The sequence below is a fragment of the Pseudomonas sp. FG29 genome, from assembly GCF_057809355.1.
In genome coordinates this window covers 473,091-499,227 of record NZ_JBMDJU010000001.1, presented here as the reverse complement: position 1 = coordinate 499,227, position 26,137 = coordinate 473,091, and the positions used below count along the sequence as shown (strand labels likewise).

Sequence of the window (26,137 nt, the reverse complement as noted above, 5' to 3'; positions counted from 1 at the left end):
AGAATTAGCGTCAAGCGAAATCGTCCGGTTCAAGGTGCAGCTCTTCAATAACCGAAGTTGATATACGCTGGGTTTTCCCTGCTTCGTTCGTCACCCCTCTGAAAACCTTCCCTGACGAGGTAGTTATCTTGTAGGCAAAATCAGCCACGGGTTCGCCTTCCATATCGAGCAAAGTGAATTGTTCATCGAAGCCAAACGAAACCGGGACGATAGGGGTAAATAACGCCCCTCCCCCGCTATTGCCGATGATGACGGTACCAGAGCCACTGACCACCACGTTCCCATGACTTCCTAAGGTTCCAATGGTGGTAGCCGGCAAGCCGTTGATCAGTACATTCGAAACGACATTGCCGGCCAACGCACTACCACAGGCCGTGCTATCGGTTTGCCGGGCAGCGCTCAGGCCGTCGAAAATCACATCTGGCGAGCCGCTGACGATTGGATTGGTGCCATGCCCCGGCAATGGGCAGGCTGTCGGGTCGCTCACTCGGGCGGCGGGTTTTCCACTCATGACAATGCTCCTTGAGGTTGTATCCTGGCGTGCGGCTCGTGCACATCCATGTTCGAGTTGGCAAAACACCAACGACACTCGACTGCATCGAACAACGCGAACTGAGAAGGTGTTTGATGGGAGGAAAGAGGTAGCGGCATGGCATGCAGGGCTTCATCTGTATGCCAACGCATCTCAGCAGCACAGACATCGTCCCATTCATTGAGCAGGGCGTTGTAATTGCGTAGCCCTACTCGGTCGTAACAGGCCTGCAGTTGCTGAGGCAGTTGCTGCCCCCAGGCCAGATAGTGTGCCGAAGTCCATTCACCGATATGCGCCTGAGCTAACCAGCCCATGGGAATCAAGCGCTGTTCCGCCTCTAGCAGACGCCGGCTATGCGCCGCGAACCCACAGCAAATGTGCAGGTTCAACCAGCCATGGTGATCACGAAGATAGGCATTGGGATCGAAACATTCGGATAGCAGGCGAGCCTGATATCCCTCTATGCCACAAGAGCGGATAACGATCTCGGCATCCAGACGCGAAACGAAAGCCCAAACGGCATCGCAACCCTTGAGGCTGTGTACACACGCAATCTGGCCGGTCTGTTCACCTGAGCCAGTCCTGAACAGGCCATAGAGCCGAATAGAAGATTTGAACGTGGGAACACTCATCCTGACTCCCTAGCACGATCCTGTGGGCGCTGCTGCGTTCCGTTGCTGATCCTAGGCCAGAGTGTGTTGCACTTGCAGCAGGCATGTCCCGAACGCATGTCACAAAAAATGACGGCATGCACCGACGCGCCAAGCCAATCCCCCTGTTGCACTCGGCAATTACAACCGCCACCCTCCGCCTCACCTTTCCAAACAAGAGCATCGACCCACCATGAACAATCTTGCCTACAGCGCCATAGCCGCCTTGATGATCGGGCTGTCGAGTTTCGCCCAAGCTCAGGAGCTGCCTTCGCATCTGGACAGGGTGCTGGAAAAAGGGGAGCTGGCGGTGTGTACCACCGGCGATTACAAGCCTTATACGTTCCTGCGCGAAGACGGTGAGCACGAAGGCATCGATATCGAGATGGCCCGCTCGCTCGCGCAAAGCCTCGGAGTGAAGGTGCAGTGGGTGCCGACCACCTGGAAAACCCTGCTGCCGGATGTGGTTGCCGATAAATGCGACATCGCCATGGGCGGTATCTCGGTGACGCTAGAGCGTCAGAAGAAGGCCTTTTACAGCAGCACGCTGGATGTCGACGGCAAGATCCCCCTGGTGCGCTGTGAAGACGTCTCGCGCTATCAGACCATCGAGCAGATCAACCAACCATCGGTGCGCCTGATCGAGCCGGCGGGCGGCACCAACGAGGCCTTTGCGCGGGCATTCCTGCCACGCGCGCAGTTGGCGTTCCATGACAACAAGACCATCTTCCAGCAACTGCTGGACAAGAAGGCCGATGTGATGATCACCGACTCGTCCGAGGCCCTGTATCAGCAGAAGCGCATGCCCGGCCTGTGCGCCGTCAACCCGACGAACTACATGCAATATGGCGAGAAGGCCTACCTGCTGCCGCGCGGTGATGTGGTCTGGAAGAGCTATGTCGATCAGTGGCTGCATTTGAGCAAGGCCACCGGCGCCTATCAGAAGACCCTCGCCCAGTGGCTGGCCGTGCCGGAACAGTGAGCGAGCAACCCGGATAACCGCTGAGGGTGGATGAAAAGAGCTTCATCCACCCTCAATCAATCACCTGACAACCAAAACCGCGTTAACCGATTGCAGCAGAATCGTCACTGAACACCGCGCAGTCACGTCCACGCGCCTTGGCTGAATAAAGCGCTTCATCCGCACGCTTCAGCCAGATATCAGCAGTCATTCCCGGCAGCCAAGGTGCCACGCCAAATGACACCGTTACTTCCTTACCATCGGGCGTTTTCAGGTTGTTTTTGATGGCCTCTCTAAGGTTGTTGATACAGGCCTGTTGCTGCTGAAGGCTGACCTCAGGAATGAGCAGGACAAACTCCTCCCCGCCGAACCGGTAAAATTGATCATATTTGCGGATATTGGCCATAGTAATGGCGGAAAAATCCCTCAAGACTTGATCACCAACAGCATGACCATAATTATCATTCACCACCTTAAAGTGATCGATATCCACAATAGCCAATAACTGCTGAGTGCCATTACGTTCCGCACTGGATAATGCCGCCGCCATACCTGAGCGCAACGACCGTCGATTAAAGGCACCCGTCAAAGGATCAATAGTATTCAGGGTTTCCAGCAAATCAAACTGCTTCAAGCTATGGCGGGCATACACGTAGGCACTCATTGACAACATAATGCTTGTGATAATAAAAGAATTCAGCGAGACAATATTAAATACATCTGCCAACGCCACCACCACTGCACCGGCGACTGCATTTATAAACAGGGCTTCAACAGGCCTTACGAGAATAAACGTACTGGCGCATACGGGGTAAACCCACAAAACACCATCCACCCCATTATTAATAGCAACGATCACTGCGCCAGCGTTAATAAATACGGCAGCTATTGCACTAACAGTTCGAATTTTCTTGAAATAGTACGCGCAAGCAACAATACATATGAGCCCAACAATCAGCAGCGCATCAACGAGCATTGCAATGAAGTTACCTTCCTGATAGCGGATAACCACAAAGGGCGAAACACCCAACACAGCAACTGCACCGAGTAACGCCAACATCGAAAGCTGATATTTTTGCTGCAGTTGATTAATCATAATTCACTCAAAAAATAAAAACGACCAATACTGAAATCTAAAAACACTCAACCCCGTTGAAAAGCTCGGCATCAGGTTACTAATTTCTCACCCCCCATGCGAAAAGTGGGCAGATTTATTATCCTCGTTGCCCAAGACCACTGATTTCGCCTTTACGACAAGCGAGTAGCCCGGACAACCGCCGCAAGGGTGGATGCAAAGAGCGTCATCCAGCCTACGAGGCTAGCCATTAACCCTTGCCTTTCTTCTTAGCAATCGCCTTCACCCGCGCCGCCGCCTTCTGCACGGTGGCCATCTTCTCGGGGCGTTTCATGCCGCGCCATTTGCGGATTTCCTCACGGGTGCGCCCGCAACTGACGCACAGTTCGCCGTTGAGCTGGCACAGCGAGACGCAGGGGTTCTCAATGTCCTTGGCCACGTTTACCCCTTACTGGCTGCTCGACCGAGAACGCAATATGGGCCGCGATGTCGGCAACGCTGATGCCCACCTCTTCGAAGGCGGCCTGGGTCAACTCGCGCATTCTCGCCGCGTCCGTGCTGGCGAGTGCCTGCGTCTTGTTCGCCTCGCTGCCAAACATCCAGGTCACCACAAGGCTCTGCGGGAACTGCTGGTAGTCCACCTCATGGGTCAGCCACTGAAACCCGACGATTTCAGCTTTGGCCGTTTCGCAGGCCCGGGTCAGGGCGCGGATCAGTTCGCGCTCGATGCCTGAGTATTTTCGTTTCGACGATGCCATAACGCCATTCTGGGTCTAAGTTCGATAGAGGGGCATGTTACCCGAGCTGATCAACGTCGGCAGGCAACGGGTTCGCCTGCCGGCGCGGCATGGTTTGTTCACTGCTCGGCCTTGCGGCGACGCCAACAGGCCGGAAGTTTTGATGCAGGCCACATGCTATCCATCCCACTACTGCAACCCCGCCGCGTTTGCTGGAGAATGCCCCGCCCCGAGCAGAGCAGAAAATGGGTGAAGGCTGGGCTCGCCAGGCTCATGCCGTCATCGACATCGGGGCGCTGTAGGTGAGATACGCCGGGGGAAGCCATTCGGGCGGCGTCGATCTCATAGGCAAGGCGAACCGAATGTTCGCGTCACGAAAAAATAAAGGTCACAAGGAGTTGCCCATGCTTCACAAGACAGTCTGCCGAATCATGTTCTCACTGCTGCCAGTGTTCGCTGCCAACGCCCAGGCAGAAGATGTCATTCAGATCCTGACCCAGAATTATCCGCCCTTCAGCATGTCGGTCAGCGGCAAGAATTTCGAGCGGGAAGACGGTATCGAGGGCATCGACAAGGAGGTGGTGGTCGAGCTGTTCAAGCGTGCCGGCATTCCCTATCAGATGACGCTGCGGTTCCCATGGAGCCGCTTGCAGGAAATGGCCGAACAGCAACCCGACTTTGCCGTGTATTCGCTCAGCCGCAACGCCGAACGCGAGTCGCGCTTCAAGTGGGTTGGGCCATTGAGCGAGATTCAGTTGGTGCTGTTGAAGATACCGGGCAACCCGATCACGCTGAACAGCCTCGACGATGCCCGTCAGTACAGCATTGGTTCAGTCGCAGGCACCAGCGTCAGCCAGTATCTGGAGAAGCAGAACTTCACCGTGAAGAACGTTCTGAGCAACGCCCCCGCCAAGCTTCAGGCGGGTGAATTCGACCTCTGGGCTACCACCAATCCGGCGGGCGACTACGAGGCCAGAAAGGCCGGCATCGGCAAACTGGAACTCGCCTTTTCCATCAGCAGTACCCAGCTCTATCTGGCGTTGAACAAGGAAACACCGGATGAGGTCGTGCAGAAGCTGCAAAGCACGCTGGATCAGATGCGCAAGGAGGGCTTCATCGATCAGGTAACGGCCCGTTATCTGACCGAGTAATCATGTGGAGCCCGACGCGCCAGCGCGGGCTCCATACGGATACCGGAGCATCAGCGGATTATTGGGGGGCAGAAGCGCGAAAACGCTCGATAGCCCATCCTGCGTAATCGAGAAGCTCCCTCTTCGACTTACAATACCGCGCTCACGCACCAGCTCAGCGGAGCCCATCTGCCCATGTTCACCCTCTCCCACCTCAGCAGCCCACCGCCCGAGTCCCTGACAAATCAGGTGCTGCAGATGGTGGTGGATAACTTCGCTGATATCAGCTCGATGCCGCTGCTGCCAAGCAATCCGCTGTATCCGCTGTATCAGTACGTGATCGGCTACGAGGTGCATCTGTACCTGCAGGCCATGAACGACGAGGCCGAAGGCCCCGTGCAGTTGCTGCTGGCGCTGGATGATGAAGACCCGGCGCGGGTATTGGGCTTTGCGCTCTACCTGCCAAGCCCGGACGACACCGCCGCCTGTACCCTGCCCTACCTGGCGGTGCAGGCCGAATATCGCGGCAAGGGCATCGGCCGTGCACTGCTACAACGCGTGCTGATGCACCGCCCACACCTGGAACTGGCCTGCGTGGCGAGCAAGGTGCCGCTGTTCGAGACCCTGGGTTTGCAGGTAATGGCCGCACAGGGTTCACAGGTGCTGATGAGCAGTCGCGACTATCGCTCCAACGGCATGGTGGCAATCACCGACCTGAAGCCAGTGTTTGCCTCCACGGAAGTCCGGCAGATTCATGCCTACCTGCTCAAGCAACACGGCCAGCGCGCCATGCAGCAGGCCGAAAAGCAGCGCGATGCGCACCTCGACGCGCTGGCCATCGACGCTAAACAGCTTGTGGACGAGCGCCTGCCGTCGCGTGCGCTGCACTGAGCCAACTGCGCGAGTCTCACGGATCACAGCAGCACGGAAGCTGAGAACACGCCCATCGATCTGTCGCGGCTAAAGCCCCTCGCACGCCACCTCAAACAGCGACATATCGGGTTGCCTGCGCGCGGCGACCGGGGCAGGATTCAGGCATAACAACAAGGATGCCGGGCCATGACCCCACATGACTACGACCACCAGCGCATGCAGGTTCACTTCCTCGAATCCGTACTGACCTGGTTGGTGATTGCATTGTTTCTGCTGGCGATTTTCGGGTTGGGCAGTGAATGGTTGATCGCCCTGGCCGTGATGATCGCGGGCGTACTGCTCAACCTGCAGCGCAAGCACCGTCTGATCGCGGGCTATGCCTGTCCCGCCTGTGGCGAGTCACCGCACTATCGGAGCGATCCGGTATGTGGCGACTGGCAGGAACCGGCAACACCAAACTGCCTGCATTGCGGCGCACCACTATCGGAGTGAGGCGTACCGCGCCACTACTCCCAACTAGACCTCACGTCTCGGCGCGCGTCGATTGAGCAGCGGCAGCGCTTTGCGCGCCGTGTCGACGAAGGGCAGCAGGATCAGGCTGTACAGGCTCAGGTAGCGATGCGCATCTCGCTCGGCCGTGCCGAAGCTCAGCTGTTCAGGGGTATGGGTGGTGGTGTAGAGCGTGCCGAACATCCAGTCCCAGAGCGACAGGTTGGTGCCGAAGTTGCGGTGGAAGTGATGCGGGGCGTCGCTGTGATGGATCTGGTGCTGCGCCGGGCTGTTGATCACATGCTCCAGCAGCGGCCCGAACGACAGCCAGATATGGGTGTGGCGCAAGTTGGCTGCCAGGCAGTTAAAGATGAAGACCAGATAGGTGACGCCAAACAGGGTGTAACGGCTGACCTCCCCGCCGCACAGGTACCAGAACAGGCCGGAATAAGCGCCGAGCAATATCAGGGTCAGCAGGCTGTCGGCGATCTTCTCCACGAAATGCACACGGCTGGCGGTGAACGGCACCAGCACCGGCGCGACGTGGTGCACCTTGTGAAACTCCCACAACCAGCGGCTATGAAAGGCACGGTGCGTCCAGTAGCTGGCGAAGTCGTTGATCAGGAACACACCCAAGCCGTACAGCAGGCTGAGCCCGAGGTTTTCCCCCAGACGTGGCCGCTCGCCCCAGAGCTGGCTGAAGAAGGCGACGTAATCGGCCGAGCGCAACACGTATGGGTCGACCAGACCGATGACCGGCACGATCAATAACACACGCAACGCGGCCCGCAGGATGAAATAGCGGTAATCGAGCAGAGCCGACGGATGCAGCCACACCTGGCGACCGCCGATGAACTGCCAGAACGAGGCGACGCCCGCCTGCACGCGGCGCCGGCGATAAAGCAGGTAAGCCACGCTGTAGGAGAGCGCGAGGAACAGCAGGCCGATGCGGCCGTTGAGATCCAATAGCCCATGCAACTGCCTGACCACAGCGGCCGCCACCTGCGTCAGCGGCTCGACAGCCCATGACTGCGCATCCACACCCCAGCCTCCCCCAGGCAAAAGTGACGGCATGATAAGCAAGGCACGCGCATTAGCAAATGAGAATAAGTGTCTTGTGAAAGCGGTTCCGCCTTTTTGCGCCGCGCGCCCGTCATCGATCACAGCCGCCAAGGTCGTTAACCGTAGCCCCCGGGACGCTTCTGGGCAGGTTCGGGCCGACGTCCGGCGCCATCATCGGTGCAACACCTGAATGCGTACGTCTGCGAATGCGCATCCAGCCAAGGACAACAAGCCGTCGACGGCATGCCGAGGACACACGGATGAAAGATTCAGCACGCGGCCTGTTGCTCGTCACGAGCGGCATTCTGGTACTCAGCTTCGACGGCCTGCTGGTCAGGCTGGCGCAGACCGATGCCTGGAGCATCCTGTTCTGGCGTGGCCTGCTGATGTTCCTGGCGCTGGGCGTGTTCTCGCTATCGGCGAAAAGCCGCGCCAGCGTTCGCGCACATCCCTTGCTGAGCGCCAGCTCTGCCCTGCTGCTGGCCCTGATCTCGATCTTCTTCGTCCTGGCGATCATCCATACCCAGGTCGCCAACGTGGTGATCATCCTCTGTACCGCGCCGCTGTTCGCCGCCCTGTTCACCCGCTTCTTCCTCGGTGAGCACGTCGCCCTGCACACCTGGCTGGCAATCGGCGTGGCGGCATTGGGGATCATGGTGGTATTCGCTGGCGCATTCTCGGCAAGCGATCTGACCGGCAACGGCTATGCCCTGCTGTCGTCGGCGGCAGTGGGCGCCAACCTCACGCTCCTGCGCCGCCACCCGGATCTGCAGCGCATGCCCCTGATCGCCCTCGGCGGCCTGATGGCGGCGCTGATCGCCTGGCCCAACGCGCAACCCTTCGGGCTCGGAAGCTCGAGCTATTGGGTGCTGGCGCTCATGGGTCTGATCCAGATGCCCCTGGCCACGCTGCTGATCAACAACGCCACCCGCTACCTGCCGTCTGCCGAGGTCGCCCTGTTCTATCTGCTGGAAAGCGTACTGGGCACCTTATGGGTCTGGTACTTCCTGGAGGAAACGCCGACCCACGCCGCGCTCTACGGCGGCGCGCTGGTCATCGCCACGCTGGTGGCGCACGCTGGTCTGACCTTGCGTCTGCGCCCAGTCCTACCCGCCTGAGTTATGTCGACGCCGCTGTCTGCATGCGACGCCAAAGTGGCATTGCGCTATCATCGCCCCTCCTAAAACTGCACGAAAGGATTCACATGTTGAAGCGCATCGTTCTACTGACTGCCACGGTAGCCCTGCTGCACGGTTGTGGCGTAACCATGCCGCGCTATGAACCCAGCTACGACAACGTCCAGTTACTCAAGCAGCAGGCCCCGTTGCATAGTTTGGATGCGCCAAGCGTGGTAGCGGACAAAGGGCAGGACTCAATTGCCGTTCGCGCCAACCCTATCCGTAGTCCCGATGGCTCGATGAGCAAACACGTACAGCAAGCACTGGAAGGTGAACTGCGCCTAGCCGGGCTACTGGCGCCCTCGGCCACTCGCCATCTGGAAGTTCGCTTGCGTGAAAACAGCCTGACCGCAGGCATGGGCAGCGGTAATGGCCTGATCCGCGCAGATTTCGACCTGCGCGAGGGCAATACTTCGCTCTACAGCGCAAGCAAAACGGTTACCAGCGTCTGGGACAGCAGTTTTGTCGGCGCCATCGCCATTCCGGCTGCTGCCAACGCCTACAACCCGCTGGTACGCAAACTGCTGGCAGAGCTGTACCAGGATCCGGCGTTCATCAAAGCGCTGAAGCAATGATCGATGATCGGCGCGCCCAAGGCGCGCCGATTCCTTTCAGCCACGCAGTAACAGCGACCGGCCCTGAGCGTATTTCAGCATCTGCTTGTCGAGCATTTGCTTGAGCAAGGCCGTGAGCTGGCGGCGGAAGCTGTCGTTGATGGCATCAGCCGGCGTGTGAGCCATCATCGGCAGGAATACCCATCCCATCCAGGTGCGAACCGAATCATGGTTCTCACCGACCTTGACGAGCTGGCCTTGGCCGTCGATGACCTGCAACGTCATGGTGTACTCGTCTTTGCCGCTGCCCGGAATGATGCCGAGGGTGAACCCCGTGATCATCCCACTGAGCATCGCCGCACCAGTCGAACCGCTGTTGTAGACGTTCAGCTTAAGCGTGTAGTCGCCCGGCTGTTTCTGAAACTGATCGAGGGTATAGCGGCTGAACATTCCAGAGTCCCGGAGCACAGCCTCAAGCTGCGGCTTGAGCTGGTCACGCCCTTGCGGCACTTCGACCGCACCTGCACTACCAGCCTCACCACGGTAGAAGTTGAAATCCACGAACACGCCAGGCCGCTCTTGATAATTGACCATCGATGGCAGTTGAGTTTCTGCCACTTCCTCTCCGGGAAAACTGGCGCACCCTGCCAGGCCCAGAAACATGGCCATCGCAATCATCTTGAACTTCATGTCGACCTATCCTTGTTGAGTTGAAAGCGCCGTTGTCGCAACGGCGGCCACACTCTATGCAAAGACCGCAAAGATGGCAAACAGCCATCAAACGATCGCACTTCAACGCTTGGTGCAGGCGAACAGCGCATTGCCCGATTGGCCATCCCAGGGCAGCAACCTCTGGTAGTCGTGCTCAAGCACCTGCACCTCGAAGTACGGCGACAGCAGTTCCTGCAGTTCACTGAAGCTCACCGCCACCATCGGGTGCTCGTCGTTCCAGACTTCGGCCTGCCCGGCCTGGCTGCGCTCGATACGCAAGCGCAGCGCCTGCTGCTGGCCTTGACCGCTGTAGTGCCAACCGGAGCTGAAGCGGAACTGGCCTTCGGCATTCAGCACGCTATGGGATACGAACGAGGCGTTATCGATACGTTGCTTGTCCACGGCGTTGAAGCAGAACACGCCACCGTCAGCCAGGGCGCTGTGAACGCTGGCGATACAGGCAACGAGCCGTTCGGTGCTGGCGCTGTAGTGAATGGAGTAGAGAAAGCAGGTGATCAGATCCAGCGGCTGCTCGACCTCAAACGTGCACATGTCCTGGCAGGCGAACAGCGCCTCCGGGCAACGCAAAGCGGCGCGGTCGAGCATCGGCTGATTGATGTCCAGGCCACCGCTGGTGTAGCCGGCATCGAGGAAATGGCGCACGTGCGGGCCAGTACCACAGGCCAGATCCAGGTGGCGCCGGCCGCCATTACCGAACAGTTGCTGCAGGCGCTGCACGCAGTGGCTCTGCGCCTGATAGTCGATATCCGCGCACATCAGGTCGTAATAACCGGACAGGTCGGTGTAGAGGGCGTTGCCGGACATGCTGACCTGCGCGAAGCGAAGCGGTGAATAGGGGGCGCGCATCATATCCCAAGCCTGCACCACGCTGTATGCGCCGTGTATCGGCGCTACCGGTACCTATCGCCAGACAAGGCGCCCCCGTATCCAACAGTTGTTTGCAGCCAGAGCAGCATCGCCGACCAGGCAGTCTGCTGCCACTTAACACCGCCACAAAGGGCGCGCGCTGGCAATCTGAGCCGTGGCAACAGCCAGGTCGAGCTGGATCTGGAGTTGTCAGGTGGTCGAGGACGTCCAGGATGGTGCGCGCCGCGTGATCTCGGCGGCGGAGAGTTTCGTCACCACGGTCTGAGGCGGATATCGTCTGACTTCGCGGGTATTTGTCATACAACATCAGAACACACCCAACTTCCCACAACCTTATTCTTGAACCCTTAACGGCTATACATAAGGCGTCTGGACTCGGCGTTTGGATGCCAGCATTCCAAAGTCATCATACATCGTATAAGTTTCGACGGTCGCCTTCGCGACTGACAAGAACAACAAGGAACTCCCACGATGAACGAAGAGCACCAACCAAGCGGCTCGCGTCGCCAATTTCTCAAGCAAACCCTCACATACTCGGTCGCCGCTGCCAGCGCGGGCTCGCTTCTGCCGCACCTGGCCCAGGCCGGTGAACCGCTGAACCTGCGCTACCCCGATCCGTCGGTGGAAATCCTCGACGACAGCTTCCTGGAACTGCGTCTGTTCAACGCCAGCGTCGAGAAAGTTGCAACTGGCCTGCGCTGGGCTGAGGGGCCTGTATGGGTAGGCGACGGTCGTTACCTGCTGATCAGCGACATCCCCAACAATCGCATCATGCGCTGGGACGAGATCAGCCAGTCGCTCGGCGTCTATCGTGAGGCATCGAACTACTCCAACGGTCTGACCCGCGACAACCAAGGCCGTCTGATTGCCTGTGAAGGTTCGACCACACAGGAGCTGGGCCGCCGTATCACCCGTACCGAGCCCGATGGCCGCATCACCGTGCTGGCCGACAACTACGAAGGCAAGCGTTTCAACTCGCCGAACGACATCGTGGTCAAGCGTGACGGCTCGGTGTGGTTCAGCGATCCACCTTTCCAGGCCGGCAACGAGTATGAAGGGCACAAGGTGCAGATCGAGCTGCCGCACGGCGTGTATCGCATCGATGGGCAGACGCTGAAGGTCACCCGAGTGATCGACGATCTGGCCGGGCCTAACGGCCTGTGCTTCTCACCGGACGAAAAGACCCTCTACGTGGTCGAGGGCCGCGCCAAACCCAACCGTCTGGTCTGGGCCTATGCGGTGAACGCCGATGGCTCACTGGGCGAGCGACGCAAGCATATCGACGGCGGCGCCACCGGGGCACTGGATGGCATCAAGTGCGACGAGTCTGGCAACCTCTGGTGCGGTTGGGGCAGCAACGGCTCGCCACAAGGCAAACCCACAGAGTTGGACGGCGTACGTGTGTTCAACACGCAAGGCAAGACTATCGGCCACATCTACCTACCCGAGCGCTGCGCCAACCTGTGCTTCGGCGGCGCTCAGGGCAACCGCCTGTTCATGGCCAGCAGCCACTCGATCTATTCGCTTTACGTGAACACCCGCGGCGCCACCTTCGTCCGCTGAGCCCAAGCCTGCACCGCCGATGGGCGGTGCAGGCCGCACAATGAGGTGGTTCAACCGACATTCCCGGTCAACCCCGTCAGGGTATCGGCCAGTTCACGGGTGCGCTGCGAGGTCTCCTCGGTCAGTTCGGCCGAATCACGCAGCGAATCGATCATCCCGCCCAGCGCCGAAACCTCGCTGACCTGCTGCTGGATATGCCCGGAGACGGCGCTGATGGCCTGGGACAGCTGATCGACGTCGGTACCGATCTCGGCCGCATTCTTGTGGGTGATCTGCGCCAGGTTGCGCACCTCGTCGGCCACCACGGCGAAGCCCCGGCCCATCTCTCCGGCCCGCGCAGCCTCGATGGCAGCGTTGAGCGCCAGCAGATTGGTCTGCCCGGCAATCTGCTGGATGACCTGCACGATGGACTGGATACGCAAGCTGGAGCGCGCCAGCTCATCGGCACTGCGCACCACGGAAGCGCCCTGCTCGCTCAGGCTGCGCACCACACCCTCGGCCTGCTCGGTCACCTCGCCCTGGCGGGCGATGTTGTCGGTCAGGGCATCCATGCTCTGGTGCAACTCATGGGCGTGCAGGTGCAACTGTTCGCCGATCTCGCGTTGCCGTGCCTCGGCCGCCTGCAACACCTGGCCGAGATCGGCCAGCCCCTCGAACACCGGGCGAATGTGCTCGTCGAGTCCGGCGCTGTCGACGCAACTGCCATAGTCATGGCGCTTGAAGGCATCGATCTGGCTCACCACCACCTGGCTGAGCCCGGCCAGTTTCTTGATTTGCCGACGCAGGAAGAACGCCTTGAACTCACCGTAGTGAATGGGGAAGCGGTCGATGTAATCGTCACTGAATGCAGTGCCCGGCGGCACCTGGAAGAAGAAGATCGCCGTCAGCGTCTGATTGAGGTTCAGGCCGAGAATCTCGCCGAAGGTAGAGAAACCGATGACCGGCACCCGGCCAAACACCGAGCCCATCTTCCCCAGTTCCGCCGCATTGTTCAGCCGGCGCAGGATGCAGTCGTTGAGCAGGCCGAGCAGTGGCGTGCCACCCTTGCCCTGCAGGAAACGCTCGAAATCACGCCGCGTGCCCTCGACCAATGGTGTGCGCCTGACCAGCACCAATTCCTCGCCTGGCGCCACGTCACAGAACAGGTGGACGATTTCCTGCTGCAGGTCGATGCGGGCGATGGAGCGCACGAACAGCTCGCTGCCGACGCGAATGGCGAAGGAATAATTGGCCAGCTTGCTTTCCAACTGCTGCGGCGAGCACTGCAACTCGGCGCACAAGGCCGCGACCATGCTGAGGATGTTGCCGCGCGCGTCGATCACCTGACGGATGCTGCGCTCCTCGAGCGAGGCGGTCAGCACACTGAGGCTGATCGAAGTCGGCTCGAAGTTCTGGCTCTTGAACACGCCAAAGCGGACACCGGGCGCGCTCTTGAGAAAGACCACCAGGGCATGGTTCTCGTAACGACGCTGGCCGTCATGCAGGAAGGTCTGGCGGAAGTCGCTCTTGCCACCGGCCGAACCGCCGACGAACAGGCAGGGAAAACGCCCGGACTCATACAGCGCCTCCATGAAGAACGATTCGGAGGCCGACAAACCGTCGAACAGCACATACGCGAGGGTGTCGCGGGCATCGATGGGCGTCTTCACCTGCAACGCCTGCAGTGATCGAGTCAGCTTGGCGATGCGCTCACGCAACGACATGCGCGTGCCACCGGCGCGAATGTCCTGGCTTTCCAGCGGCACGCTGACCAGCTCTGCGCTGAGCAGTACCCGGCTATCGAACAGCGCCAGCACCAGACGATCCCACTGCCCGCTGGCATCGCAGTAGAGCTGCCCTTCACTGCCGCACAGCTCGCCGGCGCTGCTGCTCAGACTCAGCGTGACACCGGGAAAGCGCTCCTGAATTTGCCGGGCGATGCGTTCGATATCCAGGTGCGGTGAAACGTAGCCGGTAATGAAGCTGGGGCGTATACGCACCGCAGCCAACTGGCTGGCCAGCTCGCTACCACGGCAACTGATCTGCGCGGTTGCGCCCTGCAGCGACTGGGTGAAGCGTTCACGACGAAAAAACCCCATAAGCGCCTCTCTACCCGAACGGTTCTCTATTTGAAGAGTAGATGTAAAAGCGCTGCGCTTCTCTCGTCCTTTGGGCGTAAAGATGTCGCAGGCAACAGCGCAAACGACTAGCCCGATGTCGACACCAGACAAACTCGCCACGCGCACGCGGCCTATGGTGAAGGCCCTTTTTTACTCGCACCGGGAGCCAGACATGGCCAACAAACCGATCACCGTTCTGCGCGACACCCAGCCGATGCCCGTCGTCGATGCCTGCAAATGGGAACGCATCGAAGGTGACCCGCACACCGTCAACCTCAACGCCTACACCTCCGATGACGGCAGCAAGATCATGGGCACCTGGATCTGCACGCCCGGCAAGTGGCGCGTCGAATACGTGAAGTGGGAGTACTGCCACTTTCAGGAAGGCTACTGCATCATCATCCCGGACGGCATGGAGCCGATCCACCTCAAGGCCGGCGACATCTTCGTGGTCGAGCCCGGCATGAAAGGCACCTGGGAAGTCGTGGAGACGGTGCGCAAGTACTTCGTTTTCGCCTGATTCCAGAGCAGACGCCGAGGCCATTGCCGCGGCGTCGATTTCAGGAGCATCAATAATCCAGCGCCAGATTCACAACGCTGCACCCTCGTTCCAATCGGCAAAAAATCCCGCCCTAGACACCTTTCGACGCTGACGCGCGTGTATGGTCTGGCTATGCTCAAGCCATTCGCTCACCGAGCGCCTCTAACGGAGTCAGCCATGGATATCGAAAGCCTGTTTGCCGAACTGCACAGCCTGCCCAGCATCCCCAAGGTAGCGCAGGAACTGATCCAGCAATTCGACAACCCCACTTCCAGCCTGGAAAGCGTGGCACGCAATATCGAGCGCGACCCGGTAATCGCTGCCAAGGTTCTGCGCCTGGCCAACTCGGCACGCTTTCGCGGGGCACGCGAGGCCACCAGCGTCGAGGACGCCGCCATGCGCCTGGGCTTCAACACCCTGCGCACGCTGGTGATGGCTTCGGCCGTGACCGGCGCCTTCAAGGTGGACACCGGCTTCGATCTCAAGACCTTCTGGATCCATAGCTTCCGTGTGGCCAGCATCGCCCGCACCCTGGCCAAGCAGCTCAAGCTGGATGCAGACGCGGCCTTCACCTGCGGCATGATGCACAACATCGGCGAGTTGCTGATTCAGGCCGGCGCGCCGGATTTTGCTCGCAAGCTCAACCGTCAGCCGCAACGCGAAGCCGCTGCCCATGCCGCCGAGGAAACCCTGCAACTGGGCTTCGGCTACCCCGAGGTAGGCGCCGAGCTAGCGCGGCGCTGGCAGTTGCCGGTGCTGATCCAGAACGCTATCGCCTTCCAGGCGCGCCCGAATGCAGCGCCGGACGATGGCCGTTACGCCCGCCTGGTCGCGCAATCCATTCTGGTCGGCGAGACCGTGGAGCTCGATGGCGTCAGCGAGCAGGCGCAGCAGAGCCTGGACAGCCCGCTGTTCGAAGAGATCGACCTGCCCGCGCTGTTCGCCGCCCTGCCCGCCGTGCTGGAAGCGGACAAGGCCTTTGCCGAACTGCTGGGCTAAGCAACGCGCCCCCAGGCGCCCGTCAAGGCGGGCGCGCTACTCACGCCGGTTACATCAGCGCATGCAGCACTGCTTGTGTTTCTTGCCGCTGCCACAGGGACAAGGATCGTTACGCCCCACCTTGGCCTCGTCACGGCGAACCGGCAACAGCGGATCGAGGTGCTCTTGCCAGTAGGCATACAGCTCGACCGCTGCCGGCTCGACCAAGGCTACGCTGGCGTCGTACTCGGCATCCGACATGGCATTGAGCGTCTCCTGGCCCTCTTCGCTGCCGTGCAGGACGATGCTCTGCAAAGCCGCCGCCACGGCGTCCGGCAACTCGGCGTCGATCCAGCCGGCCACTTCCGCGCCGCGCAGGTAGCCCGCGCACCATTGCGAAACGATCAGCTTCTCGCCCTTGCCGTTAGCATCGGCCAGGAAGATCGCCTCGTAGTCATCCGGCTCCTCGGCGAGCATGTAGGCCGCCTCGCTCATCAGCTCGACGGCCAGCTTCATGAAGCGCTCGCCGTCCTTGTCGCTCGGCCATTGCGGCGGCTGGTTGGCCCAGATCGCCGAATACCACACGGCCGGCGCCACCTGGCGTGGCGCCGAGACGATGGCGGCAAAGAAGCCGTCCAGCTCGCTGGCCGACAGGATCGAGTCGTCGTTGCCGTATTTGAGCAGCCACTGATCGAGCTTCTCCAGTCCTCGGTTATCCATCGCAAACGCCCCCATGAAAAAGGCCGCTACTGTACAGCCATCGGGCCGAGTTGCCAGCGCCGTCCGGCATCTGGCGAGTGCCCTCGCCGCCTCTGCCCGCTACAATGCGCGCCTTGCCCGTGCCGCCTGATAAAGAAAAAACCATGTCCCTGCCCAAACACCACCTGGAACTGCTCAGCCCTGCGCGTGATGTCGAGATCGCTCGCGAGGCCATCCTCCACGGCGCCGACGCCATCTACATCGGCGGCCCGAGCTTCGGCGCGCGGCACAACGCCTGCAACGAGGTGAGCGAGATCGCCAAGCTGGTCGAGTTCGCCCGGCGCTACCATGCGCGGGTGTTCACCACGCTCAACACCATCTTCCACGACGATGAACTGGAGCAGGTTCGTACGCTGATCCACCAGCTCTACGACGCCGGTGTCGATGCGCTGATCGTGCAGGACATGGGGGTGATGGAGCTGGATATTCCGCCGATCGAGCTACACGCCAGCACCCAGACCGATATTCGCACCCTGGCACGGGCGCAATTTCTCGACCAGGCCGGTTTCTCCCAGCTGGTGCTGGCGCGGGAGCTGAATCTGCAGGAAATCCGCCAGATTGCCGATGCCACCGACGCGGCCATCGAGTTCTTCATCCACGGCGCGCTGTGCGTGGCCTTCTCCGGCCAGTGCAATATCTCCCATGCGCAGACCGGGCGCAGCGCCAACCGTGGCGACTGCTCGCAGGCTTGCCGCCTGCCCTACACCCTCAAGGATGAAAAAGGCGGCGTGATCGCCTACGAAAAACACCTGCTGTCGATGAAGGACAACAACCAGAGCGCCAACCTGCGCGCCCTGGTCGAGGCCGGCGTGCGCTCGTTCAAGATCGAGGGCCGCTACAAGGATGTGGCCTATGTGAAGAACATCACAGCCCACTACCGCCGCGAACTCGACGCCATCCTCGAAGACCGCCCGGATCTCGCGCGTGCCTCCAGCGGCCGCACCGCGCACTTCTTCGTGCCCGATCCGGACAAGACCTTCCACCGTGGCAGCACCGACTATTTCGTCACCGAGCGCAAGGTGGATATCGGCGCCTTCGATTCACCGACCTTTACCGGCCTGCTGGTCGGTAACGTGGAGAAGGTGAACAAGCGCGACCTGATCGCCGTCACCCATGAGCCGCTGTCCAACGGCGACGGCCTCAATGTGCTGGTCAAGCGTGAAGTGGTGGGCTTTCGCGCCAACATCTGCGAACTCAAGGGTGAGTTCGAGGAAGACGGCGAGAAGCGCTACCGCTACCGCGTCGAGCCCAACGAGATGCCCGAAGGGCTGCTGCGCCTGCGCCCTAACCACCCACTGTCGCGCAACCTCGACCACAACTGGCAGCAGGCGCTGCAACGCACCAGCGCCGAGCGCCGCATCGGCGTGAGCTGGAAGGCCGTGCTGCGTGAAGACGCCCTCACGCTCACCGCCACCAGCGAAGAAGGCATCAGCGTCGACGTCGCCCTGCCCGGCCCATTCGGCGTGGCCAACAAGCCGGAACAGGCACTCGATGGCCTGCGTGACCTGCTCACCCAGCTTGGCACCACCATTTACCACGCTCAGGGCGTCAGCCTCGATGCACCGCAGGCGTTCTTCGTGCCCAACTCGCAGCTCAAGGCGCTGCGCCGCGACGCCATCGAGGCACTGACCGAAGCGCGCGTCGCCGCCCACCCGCGCGGTAGCCGCAAGGCCGAGAGCGATCCGGCGCCGGTGTACCCGGAGTCGCACCTGTCGTTCCTCTACAACGTCTACAACCAGAAGGCCCGCGACTTCTATCACCGTCACGGCGTGCAATTGATCGACGCAGCCTACGAGGCGCATGAAGAAGAAGGCGAAGTGCCGGTGATGATCACCAAGCACTGCCTGCGTTTCTCCTTCAACCTCTGCCCGAAGCAGGCCAAGGGCGTGACCGGCGTGAAAACCAAGGTCGCACCGATGCAACTGGTGCACGGCGATGAAGTGCTAACCCTGAAGTTCGACTGCAAGCCGTGCGAGATGCACGTAGTGGGCAAAATGAAGGGGCACATCCTCGATCTGCCGCAACCGGGCAGTGCCGCCACTCAGGTGGTCGGCCAAATCTCGCCGGATGATCTGCTCAAGACCATTCGCAACCGGCCAACCGGCTACAGCCACTGATCGAAAGCGGCGGCTGTTGCCCTAGGCGCGCCGCAACGCGCCGGGCAGTCGCTGGCCCGGCTACTGCAGGTGGCGGGAGAAGCGCTCCACAGCGCCCAGCACCTGCTTGGCACCCTGGCGAATTTCGACGATGACGTCGCCCGCCTGCCTGGCCAGATCCAGACCGGCCTCGGCCTGGACACGGCTGCTGGCCATGTTGTTCACGGCAGCGTCGACCAGCTTCTGGTTATCCTGCACGACCTCGACGATTTCCTCGGTCGCCTTGCTGGTTCGGCTGGCCAGTTGCCGCACCTCGTCGGCGACCACCGCGAAACCACGCCCCTGATCGCCCGCGCGCGCCGCCTCGATTGCAGCGTTGAGCGCCAGCAGGTTGGTCTGCTGCGCAATGCCGCCAATGGTCTGCACCATGGTGCTGATCAGAATCGACTGCTTGCCCAGCGCCTCGATGCCTTCGGAGGCCGAGGTCATTTCTGCAGCGATGCGCTGCATGGTCTGCACCGTTTCCGTGACCACCTGAGCACCACGCTGGGCGGTGGTATCGGTCTGCTGGGAAATGCCGAAGGCGGTATCAGCGGCGTCATTGACCTCGTCCTCACGATTGACCTGCTCGGTGATCACGGTGGCGAACTTGACCACCTTGTACAGGCGATCCTGCGTGTCGTGCACCGGGTTGTAGGTAGCTTCGAGCCAGACCACACGGCCATGGCTGTCCAGACGTTTGAAACGACCGGCGACGAACTCGCCACGGTTCAAGCGCTCCCAGAAACGGGCATATTCGGCCGAGGCGGTTTCGTGCGGGTCGCAGAACATGCGGTGATGCTGCCCCTTGATACGCTCCAGGCTGTAGCCCATGGCGCCGAGAAACTGCGCGTTGGCCGTGAGCACATGGCCCTTGAGATCGAACTCGATCACCGCCGTGGAACGCAGCAGCGCGCTGATGAAATCCTCGTTCTCGCGCGCCTTGTTCATGCTGTCGGTAACGTCGCAACCTACGCACTGGATGTGCCGTAGCGTGCCCTTTTCGTCCGCCAGCGGCTGCCAACAAGCCTGGATCCAGACCATTTCGCCGTCACTGCGCAAAAAGCGATAGTAATCGCTGACCGACTGGCCCGAGCCAATGGCTGCGTTGAGGTTCTTGAAGCACGGCAGATCCCTGACGTAGCTCGGTACGAAGTCACTCAACGGGCGACCGATGAGTTGATCGGCGGCATGGCCCACGAAACGGGCAAAGTTGTCGTTGACCTCGACGATGCGCCGCGTCGGATCGATCGCGAGCATGATCATCTGCGCCTGTATGCCCTGATACAGCTGCTTGTACAGTGACAGCTCGGTGTCCTTGTCATGCAGTGCTTTCCTCAATCGGTTACCGAACATGCCCATTCTCCGTTAGCCATCAGTCCAGATGTCGGCAGGCCCCGGCATTCATTGAGGCCCGTAACGACTCAAGCATAGAAGGCTGAGCAGCAAGCGTGTCGCAGCAACTGATCAAACGGGGTCGATGACCTCGACCTCACGGATGTCCAGCTCCTGACTCAGGTACTCCATGCGCTGCGCATGGAACTGGCGCATGTGCGGCAAGGCCATGTGCGCATCCAGAGCATCGCGCGAGGCCCAGACCTCATGGAAGACGAACAGCGTCGGATCCTGCGCATCACGCAGCATGTGGTACTGGAGGCAGCCGGCCTCGTCACGGCTGGGGGCTATGTAGCGACGGAACAACTGTTCGAAGGCATCAGCCCGCTCGGGCCGGGCGTGAGCGTAGACGAGAAAGGCGTACATGGTGACTCCGCAGAAGGTGGAATACCTCACCTTAACGCGGAATCAACACAGGATTTCATGACTTTCAGTCAACAATCATTTGAGCGTCACGGGGTGTTTCATGCGCGCAGGCCCCGCTAACCTGCCGCCACATTTTCTGGAGACTCCCGATGAAAAAGATCCTCCTGCTCAACGGCGGCAAAGCGTTCGCCCACTCCAACGGCCAGTACAACACCACCCTGCATGAAGCAGCCGTGGCCTTCCTCGACCGCGCCGGCTTCGACATCAAGACCACCTTCATCGACGACGGCTACGACGTGGAAGAAGAAGTGCAGAAATTTCTCTGGGCCGACGTGGTGATCTATCAGATGCCGGGCTGGTGGATGGGCGCGCCGTGGACGGTGAAACAGTACCTCGATGAGGTCTTCACCGCCGGCCACGGCAGCCTCTACGCCAACGATGGCCGCACCCGCTCCGATGCCTCGCAGAAATACGGCAGCGGCGGGCTGATCCAGGGCAAGCAGTACATGCTCTCGCTGACCTGGAACGCACCGGTACAGGCCTTCGACGATCCCTCGGACTTCTTCGAGGGCAAGGGCGTTGATGCCGTGTACTTCCCCTTCCACAAGGCCAACCAGTTCCTGGGCATGAGCGCCCTGCCCACCTTTATCTGCAACGATGTGATGAAGGTGCCGAACATCGAGCGCGACGTGGCGCGCTACGAGCAGCACCTGGCCGAGGTATTCGGCACCCGCTGAGTCGCTCAGCGCCCGCCGAACAGCGCCGTCCAGTAGATTCCGGCATCGCTCTTCGGATCGCTGCCGTAGGCCGCGCCCAGCTCACTGAACTGGGGGTTCATCAGATTGGCGCAGTGATCCGGGCTGGCCAGCCAGGCTTCCACCACGCGCTCCGAGGAATCCTGAGCGGCGGCGATGTTCTCGCCAACGCGACCGCCCTCGTAACCGGCCAGCTCGGCCCGATCACCGGGGGTGCGGCCATCACGATCGAGGTGCGAGAAGAAGTTGCCATTGGCCATGGCCCGGCTATGGCCCTGCGCCGCTGTAGCCAGACTTTCATTCCAGGCCAGGGCCGATGTTGCAGCAAAGGAGCGCTCGCCACATTGACGAGGTTGGGCGCGGGCCGCGTTGATGCGCTCGAGCAACTTCTGCCCTTCCGCCTTCTCATCGCCCAGCTTGGCGCTCAGTAGCGGCCGCGCCAGGACGATGCGCCAGTCGCGATCCTCCCGGCTGATGCCGATATCGACGAACTGCGGATCGAGCAGAATCTGACAGAAGCTCTCGCTCAAGGCTTGCATTGCCGAGGCTGCATCACGCGGGCCGGATAGCGTGATCGCCTGCACCGTGACCATGGGGTAACCGGCGCGGGTCAGCTCCTGCTGCAGATCACCTTTGCCAGCTACCGGTAGTTCCAGACGCCCATCGGCCGCGAGCGGCGGCAGAGGTTCGAACGCCTTGCCGGCACAGCGCTGCACCTCGCCGCGATAGCCATTGATTGCATTGACCAGTTGCGGCTCCTGCGCGGCCTGCACCCAGGGCGCAATCAGCAGCATCAACGCCAGCCACAGGCTGTATCGCCAGGTACTCATCTTCACCGTTTCTGTCATACCATCTCTCCAACGGACGTCGTGATTCTGACGCAAGATCGGGCGTCGCAGCATAGCTGGCACGTGCAGGTTCTGCCGAGCCTCGGCGATCGCTGTTGCAAAAGCCATAGGCAGGCTTCGTGCAGGGCTAACACCCTACCGGCTATCGTCTTCCCGCTGACATGGAACAATCAATGACCGGCCCGCTCGCCTCCAACGAACGACACCGCCGCCAGGTACTCAAGGCGCTGCTGTGGGTCACGCTGGTCGGCGGCCTGTTCTTCTCGGTCGTCAACCTGCTGCACGACAACTGGCCACTGGCGCTGCTGGAGCTTTGCTATGCCGGGGTATCGGCCTATCTGCTCAGGCTGATCGACCATACCCGCCATCTGCAGCTATTGACCGCCGTCTACCTGGTGCCGTTCTTCAGCATCATGATCCTGGCCGTGTCGCAGGCGCAGACCACCTTTGCCGTGTTTGCCTGGGTACAGACCATTCCGATCATCTGCTACATGCTGCTGGGCCTGCGCCTGGGCATGATCAGTTCGGTACTGTTCGTCGGTATCGGCCTGTGGGTATTCAGCCGCCGCTTCTGGTCAGAGGGTTGGCTGCCAAACCTCGAGATCATCACCAACCTGGGCCTGGCCAGCCTGCTGATCATGCTGTTCGCGCATATCTATGAATACAGCCGCCTGCTCAATGAAAAGCGCCTGACCGAACTGGCCTCCACCGACACGCTGACCGGGCTGGCCAACCGGATGAAACTGGCGGAAGTCTTCGAGCGTGAGCGCGCTCATGCCCAACGCAACGGTACGCCGCTGGCGCTGGTGTTTCTCGATATCGATCATTTCAAGCAGATCAACGATCGCTTTGGCCATGAGGTCGGTGATCGGGCGCTGGAACATTTCGCCGAGAGCCTGTCGCAACGCCTGCGTGTCAGCGACCTGCTGTGCCGCCTCGGTGGTGAGGAGTTCGCCGTGCTGTTGCCAGGCAGCAATGCCCGTCAGGCTCAGGACATCGCCGAGGACCTGCGCGCGCGTCTGGTGCAAAACCCGATGCCGCTGGCCGATGCGACGCTACCGATGACCCTGAGCGCAGGCATCGCCGAACTCGGTAGCGATGGCCAGACACTCGACGACCTGCTGCTGGCAGCGGATCGACGCACCTATGCGGCCAAACGCGCGGGACGCAACCAGGTGATCGCCTGGGACGAGGCGCCGCAAGCTGCGCCTCAGGCGTAGACGCTGATACCGCCCTTGGCCTGCAGCCACTGCTGGTAGGTCTTCAGCGAATCGGTCTTCTGTTCGCCATTGCTGCCGCTGAAGCTGAAGGTATTGCCCAGACCGGCTGCCTCCAGCTTCTGCAGTTTTTCGAGCAGATTGGCCGCCTCGTCACGATCCAGGCTGGCGACGTCCGGCAGTTTGACACCTGCCGTGCCACTATTTCCGCTTGTCAGCGTGCTCGACGCAATACTGGGCGTCGAGGTACTGCCGTTCATGGCACGCAGCAGTCCCCCCTCGCTACGCGCCACCATCTGCTTGGCCAGGCTGCGCAAATCCGCCAGCGGATCGCTACTGGCCTGCCCCTTGGAGTCTCCGGCATTGGCAGCAGCCTGCTTGCTGGCCTGTTTGCCGTAATAGCTGATCATGGCGGCAGGGCTGTTGTTGATACTGGTCATGATGGCCTCCTGAATCGTCCTGCCGCTCAGGTTGCAGATATCGGGCCATTGTACAGGAGCCAATAACGACAAGGTCTGTAGCCTTTTCAGGAGGCAGGCGCTTGCCCCATCTGGCAATCCGTTGCCGCTCGTAGCCGCGGCAAGGGATTATCGGTATCTACAGAGGCTTCATCACGTCCCAGCGATGCCCTGGCGCGACGAGTGTCAACGTGCTCGATTTGCTTGGCACGCCGATTACGTTAGGCTCGTCAGCTCATTCCAACGGAGGTACTCCCATGGCTCGCGCCACTGCCCGCCACATCCTGGTTGCCAGCGAAGACAAGTGCAACGAACTGAAAGCCGCTATCGAAGGCGGGGCTGATTTCGCCCAGCTGGCGAAAGACAACTCCAGCTGCCCGTCCGGCCGCAGCGGCGGTGACCTGGGCTCGTTCGGCCCCGGCCAGATGGTCAAGGAATTCGATACCGTGGTCTTCAGTGCGCCGGTCGGCGTCGTACAGGGCCCGGTGAAAACCCAGTTCGGCTATCACCTGCTGGAAGTCACCAGCCGCCAGGACTGATGCACTCTGGGAGGCTGCGCTGCGGCCTCCCATTCTCCAGGTCTTTCCTCTCTCGCAGGGCTCCGGGCTTCCTTCATGAGACGCGGTATCCGCCTCACCTCACTGTTGCTGGTCGTCATCTGCCTGTCCCTGGCGGCGCTGACGACGTGGCAAGTCTGGTTCTCGCGCGAACGCGCCCTGCACGAGCTGAACGTCAGCAATCTGAATCTGGCGCAGGCACTGGACAACTACAGTGAAGGTGTCATCCGCCAGTCCGAACTGGTCTTGCTCGAACTGGTGGAACGCCTGCAGCAAGACGGCCGCAGTCCGGCTCAACTCGCCCGCCTGGAAAACGTCCTACACGAGCAGATCAAGGTGCTGGGGCCATCGCGCACCATCATCATTTACGACGCACAGGGCAATCGCCTGCTCAGCTCGAGCGGAATGCTCAACCCATCCACCCCCAACGGTGCGGATCGAGCCTTCTTCATCCATCATCGCGACGATCCCTCGGATGCCCTCTTCATCGGCCCGACCATCAAGAGCAGGCTCAGCGGCGAGTGGGTCTTCACCGTCAGCCGGCGCCTGCAGAACGCCGATGGCCAGTTCGATGGCGTGGTGGCGGTCACCCTGGGCGTGGAACAGTTCCTGCGTCTGTTCGGCCGGCTCGATGTCGGTACGCAAGGCTCGGTGAGCCTCTCCACGAGTGACAACAAGCTGCTGTTCCGCTACCCGTTTCGCGAGCAGGATGTGGGCCTGAACTGGTCCGATTCTCCGATACTTCAGCAGCTTCGGATCAGTGGCGAAGGCGTCATCGAGAGTTCATCACGCATCGACGGGGTGAAGCGCCTGTACGCTGCGCGCCGCAATGAACGACTGCCATTGATTACCATCGTCGCTCGAGGCCGTGACGAAGCACTGGCGTCCTGGCGTCGCGACGCCGAGCTGTTCGCCACGCTGATCCTGATTCTGGTGGTGAGCGTGGCAATCATCGGCAGCCGCCTATTGATCGACATCCGCCGTCGCTCGCGCGCCGAACGCCAACTGCGCAGCGCACGTGAGGAGTTGCTCGATGCCAACAGCCGCCTGGAAGTGCTCGCCTCCCAGGATGCCTTGACCGGCCTGGCCAACCGCCGCAGCTTCGATCAGACCCTTGAGGTGGAAATCCGCCGCGCGCAGCGACGCAGCTCGCCACTATCGCTGCTGCTGATGGATATCGACCTGTTCAAGCGTTACAACGACCGCTATGGCCATGTCGCGGGCGACGCCTGCCTGCGCGCAGTGGCCGAGCAGCTCAAGCAGTGCGTGCGCCGCCCAGGTGATCTGGCAGCACGCTATGGCGGCGAAGAAATGGCCGTCATCCTGCCCAACACCGACCCGCAAGGCGCACAGGCCGTGGCTGAAACCTTCATGCACAACCTGGCGCAGGCCAATCTCTCGCACCAGGCCAGCCCCTTCGAACGGGTCACGGCCAGCATCGGCCTGGCCAGCCTCGTACCAGGCCAAGCGCATGGTTCCACCACCGAGTCCCTGATCGGGGCCGCCGACAAGGCGCTCTACGACGCCAAGGCCAAGGGCCGCAACCGCATCGAGAACGCCAGCGCGCCCGATGCCGAAGAGCGTGACAAGACCACCGATTAAGGTTCAGCATCGGCGCCATGCCCT

The 26,137-nt window shown here is 60.9% G+C and carries 27 protein-coding genes and 3 pseudogenes; 14 read left to right on the top strand and 16 right to left on the bottom strand.

Annotation, left to right across the window (positions count from 1 at the left end):
* Positions 1-10: 10 nt before the first annotated feature.
* A complete protein-coding gene (locus ACODS1_RS02480; RefSeq protein WP_489084394.1) occupies positions 11-511 on the bottom strand; it encodes a PAAR domain-containing protein in 501 nt (166 codons plus the stop codon).
* Complete coding sequence (locus tag ACODS1_RS02475) at positions 508-1,164, bottom strand: hypothetical protein (RefSeq protein ID WP_489084393.1); 657 nt, start codon at positions 1,162-1,164, stop codon at positions 508-510. Before ACODS1_RS02475 ends, ACODS1_RS02480 begins: the two co-directional genes overlap by 4 nt.
* A gap of 211 nt (positions 1,165-1,375) precedes the next feature.
* Between ACODS1_RS02475 and ACODS1_RS02470 the strand changes: the two genes are divergently transcribed.
* Positions 1,376-2,164: a transporter substrate-binding domain-containing protein gene (locus ACODS1_RS02470; protein WP_489084392.1), complete on the top strand. Its 789-nt coding sequence runs from the start codon at positions 1,376-1,378 to the stop codon at positions 2,162-2,164.
* 82 nt (positions 2,165-2,246) lie between these two features.
* On the opposite strand, the gene ACODS1_RS02465 is transcribed toward ACODS1_RS02470, so the two are convergent.
* From ACODS1_RS02465 to ACODS1_RS02455, 3 genes are all read right to left on the bottom strand, one after another.
* Complete coding sequence (locus ACODS1_RS02465; protein WP_322980798.1) at positions 2,247-3,239, bottom strand: GGDEF domain-containing protein; 993 nt, start codon at positions 3,237-3,239, stop codon at positions 2,247-2,249.
* 229 nt (positions 3,240-3,468) lie between these two features.
* Positions 3,469-3,657, bottom strand: a complete 189-nt coding sequence (locus tag ACODS1_RS02460; protein WP_322980799.1) for a DUF1289 domain-containing protein — start codon at positions 3,655-3,657, stop codon at positions 3,469-3,471.
* On the bottom strand, positions 3,641-3,976 hold the full coding sequence (locus ACODS1_RS02455) for a hypothetical protein (protein WP_489084391.1): 336 nt from the start codon (positions 3,974-3,976) through the stop codon (positions 3,641-3,643). The genes ACODS1_RS02460 and ACODS1_RS02455 overlap by 17 nt, the downstream gene beginning before the upstream one ends.
* A gap of 383 nt (positions 3,977-4,359) precedes the next feature.
* Between ACODS1_RS02455 and ACODS1_RS02450 the strand changes: the two genes are divergently transcribed.
* From ACODS1_RS02450 to ACODS1_RS02440, 3 genes are all read left to right on the top strand, one after another.
* A complete protein-coding gene (locus ACODS1_RS02450; protein ID WP_489084390.1) occupies positions 4,360-5,106 on the top strand; it encodes a substrate-binding periplasmic protein in 747 nt (248 codons plus the stop codon).
* A 174-nt stretch (positions 5,107-5,280) separates the two neighbouring features.
* Positions 5,281-5,976, top strand: coding sequence for a GNAT family N-acetyltransferase (locus ACODS1_RS02445; protein WP_489084389.1), 696 nt, complete (start codon positions 5,281-5,283; stop codon positions 5,974-5,976).
* Between the two features lie 168 nt (positions 5,977-6,144).
* Entirely contained in the window at positions 6,145-6,450 is a 306-nt protein-coding gene (locus ACODS1_RS02440) for a hypothetical protein (protein ID WP_489084388.1), read from the top strand.
* 24 nt (positions 6,451-6,474) lie between these two features.
* Here ACODS1_RS02440 and ACODS1_RS02435 read toward each other — a convergent pair whose 3' ends face one another.
* A complete protein-coding gene (locus tag ACODS1_RS02435; protein WP_489084387.1) occupies positions 6,475-7,488 on the bottom strand; it encodes a sterol desaturase family protein in 1,014 nt (337 codons plus the stop codon).
* A gap of 281 nt (positions 7,489-7,769) precedes the next feature.
* Between ACODS1_RS02435 and ACODS1_RS02430 the strand changes: the two genes are divergently transcribed.
* Complete coding sequence (locus ACODS1_RS02430; RefSeq protein ID WP_489084386.1) at positions 7,770-8,627, top strand: DMT family transporter; 858 nt, start codon at positions 7,770-7,772, stop codon at positions 8,625-8,627.
* 86 nt (positions 8,628-8,713) lie between these two features.
* Positions 8,714-9,262: a hypothetical protein gene (locus tag ACODS1_RS02425; protein WP_489084385.1), complete on the top strand. Its 549-nt coding sequence runs from the start codon at positions 8,714-8,716 to the stop codon at positions 9,260-9,262.
* Positions 9,263-9,298: 36 nt separating this feature from the next.
* On the opposite strand, the gene ACODS1_RS02420 is transcribed toward ACODS1_RS02425, so the two are convergent.
* On the bottom strand, positions 9,299-9,931 hold the full coding sequence (locus tag ACODS1_RS02420) for a hypothetical protein (protein ID WP_489084384.1): 633 nt from the start codon (positions 9,929-9,931) through the stop codon (positions 9,299-9,301).
* A gap of 102 nt (positions 9,932-10,033) precedes the next feature.
* Positions 10,034-10,777 (bottom strand): class I SAM-dependent DNA methyltransferase, encoded by a 744-nt coding sequence (locus ACODS1_RS02415; RefSeq protein ID WP_489084546.1) that lies wholly within the window; start codon positions 10,775-10,777, stop codon positions 10,034-10,036.
* 534 nt (positions 10,778-11,311) lie between these two features.
* Here ACODS1_RS02415 and ACODS1_RS02410 point away from each other — a divergent pair.
* Positions 11,312-12,403 carry an SMP-30/gluconolactonase/LRE family protein gene (locus ACODS1_RS02410; protein WP_489084383.1) on the top strand — a complete coding sequence of 364 codons (1,092 nt, stop codon included), beginning with the start codon at positions 11,312-11,314 and terminating at the stop codon, positions 12,401-12,403.
* Positions 12,404-12,453: 50 nt separating this feature from the next.
* On the opposite strand, the gene ACODS1_RS02405 is transcribed toward ACODS1_RS02410, so the two are convergent.
* Together ACODS1_RS02405 and ACODS1_RS02400 are read right to left on the bottom strand one after the other, a co-directional pair.
* Positions 12,454-12,954 (bottom strand): methyl-accepting chemotaxis protein, encoded by a 501-nt coding sequence (locus tag ACODS1_RS02405; RefSeq protein WP_416340204.1) that lies wholly within the window; start codon positions 12,952-12,954, stop codon positions 12,454-12,456.
* A gap of 372 nt (positions 12,955-13,326) precedes the next feature.
* Positions 13,327-14,481, bottom strand: a pseudogene (locus ACODS1_RS02400) (FIST signal transduction protein); the annotation flags it as partial.
* 193 nt (positions 14,482-14,674) lie between these two features.
* Between ACODS1_RS02400 and ACODS1_RS02395 the strand changes: the two are divergent.
* Both ACODS1_RS02395 and ACODS1_RS02390 read left to right on the top strand, forming a co-directional pair.
* Positions 14,675-15,022 carry a cupin domain-containing protein gene (locus ACODS1_RS02395; RefSeq protein WP_489084382.1) on the top strand — a complete coding sequence of 116 codons (348 nt, stop codon included), beginning with the start codon at positions 14,675-14,677 and terminating at the stop codon, positions 15,020-15,022.
* 198 nt (positions 15,023-15,220) lie between these two features.
* On the top strand, positions 15,221-16,042 hold the full coding sequence (locus ACODS1_RS02390) for an HDOD domain-containing protein (RefSeq protein WP_489084381.1): 822 nt from the start codon (positions 15,221-15,223) through the stop codon (positions 16,040-16,042).
* 54 nt (positions 16,043-16,096) lie between these two features.
* Here the strand turns inward: ACODS1_RS02390 and ACODS1_RS02385 are convergent, their stop codons facing one another.
* Positions 16,097-16,741: a YecA/YgfB family protein gene (locus ACODS1_RS02385; RefSeq protein ID WP_489084380.1), complete on the bottom strand. Its 645-nt coding sequence runs from the start codon at positions 16,739-16,741 to the stop codon at positions 16,097-16,099.
* A 143-nt stretch (positions 16,742-16,884) separates the two neighbouring features.
* Between ACODS1_RS02385 and ACODS1_RS02380 the strand changes: the two genes are divergently transcribed.
* Entirely contained in the window at positions 16,885-18,897 is a 2,013-nt protein-coding gene (locus ACODS1_RS02380) for a peptidase U32 family protein (protein WP_489084379.1), read from the top strand.
* A 60-nt stretch (positions 18,898-18,957) separates the two neighbouring features.
* Here ACODS1_RS02380 and ACODS1_RS02375 read toward each other — a convergent pair.
* The 3 genes and pseudogenes from ACODS1_RS02375 to ACODS1_RS02365 form a co-directional block, all read right to left on the bottom strand.
* Positions 18,958-19,389, bottom strand: a pseudogene (locus tag ACODS1_RS02375) (methyl-accepting chemotaxis protein); the annotation flags it as partial.
* A 108-nt stretch (positions 19,390-19,497) separates the two neighbouring features.
* Positions 19,498-20,271, bottom strand: a pseudogene (locus ACODS1_RS02370) (PAS domain-containing protein); the annotation flags it as partial.
* 111 nt (positions 20,272-20,382) lie between these two features.
* Entirely contained in the window at positions 20,383-20,676 is a 294-nt protein-coding gene (locus ACODS1_RS02365; protein ID WP_489084378.1) for a putative quinol monooxygenase, read from the bottom strand.
* Positions 20,677-20,825: 149 nt separating this feature from the next.
* Between ACODS1_RS02365 and mdaB the strand changes: the two genes are divergently transcribed.
* Positions 20,826-21,413 (top strand): NADPH:quinone oxidoreductase MdaB, encoded by a 588-nt coding sequence (mdaB, locus tag ACODS1_RS02360; RefSeq protein WP_489084377.1) that lies wholly within the window; start codon positions 20,826-20,828, stop codon positions 21,411-21,413.
* A gap of 5 nt (positions 21,414-21,418) precedes the next feature.
* Here mdaB and ACODS1_RS02355 read toward each other — a convergent pair whose 3' ends face one another.
* A complete protein-coding gene (locus ACODS1_RS02355) occupies positions 21,419-22,225 on the bottom strand; it encodes a CAP domain-containing protein (protein WP_489084545.1) in 807 nt (268 codons plus the stop codon).
* 227 nt (positions 22,226-22,452) lie between these two features.
* On the opposite strand from ACODS1_RS02355, the gene ACODS1_RS02350 reads away from it, so the two are divergent.
* On the top strand, positions 22,453-23,499 hold the full coding sequence (locus tag ACODS1_RS02350) for a GGDEF domain-containing protein (RefSeq protein WP_489084376.1): 1,047 nt from the start codon (positions 22,453-22,455) through the stop codon (positions 23,497-23,499).
* Here the strand turns inward: ACODS1_RS02350 and ACODS1_RS02345 are convergent.
* Positions 23,490-23,936 (bottom strand): hypothetical protein, encoded by a 447-nt coding sequence (locus ACODS1_RS02345; RefSeq protein ID WP_489084375.1) that lies wholly within the window; start codon positions 23,934-23,936, stop codon positions 23,490-23,492. The two genes, ACODS1_RS02350 and ACODS1_RS02345, sit on opposite strands and share 10 nt — an antisense overlap.
* Positions 23,937-24,211: 275 nt before the next feature.
* Here ACODS1_RS02345 and ACODS1_RS02340 point away from each other — a divergent pair, with 275 nt between their 5' ends.
* Entirely contained in the window at positions 24,212-24,493 is a 282-nt protein-coding gene (locus ACODS1_RS02340) for a peptidylprolyl isomerase (protein WP_003462270.1), read from the top strand.
* Positions 24,494-24,568: 75 nt separating this feature from the next.
* Positions 24,569-26,113 (top strand): sensor domain-containing diguanylate cyclase, encoded by a 1,545-nt coding sequence (locus ACODS1_RS02335; RefSeq protein WP_489084374.1) that lies wholly within the window; start codon positions 24,569-24,571, stop codon positions 26,111-26,113.
* Positions 26,114-26,137: the final 24 nt, after the last annotated feature.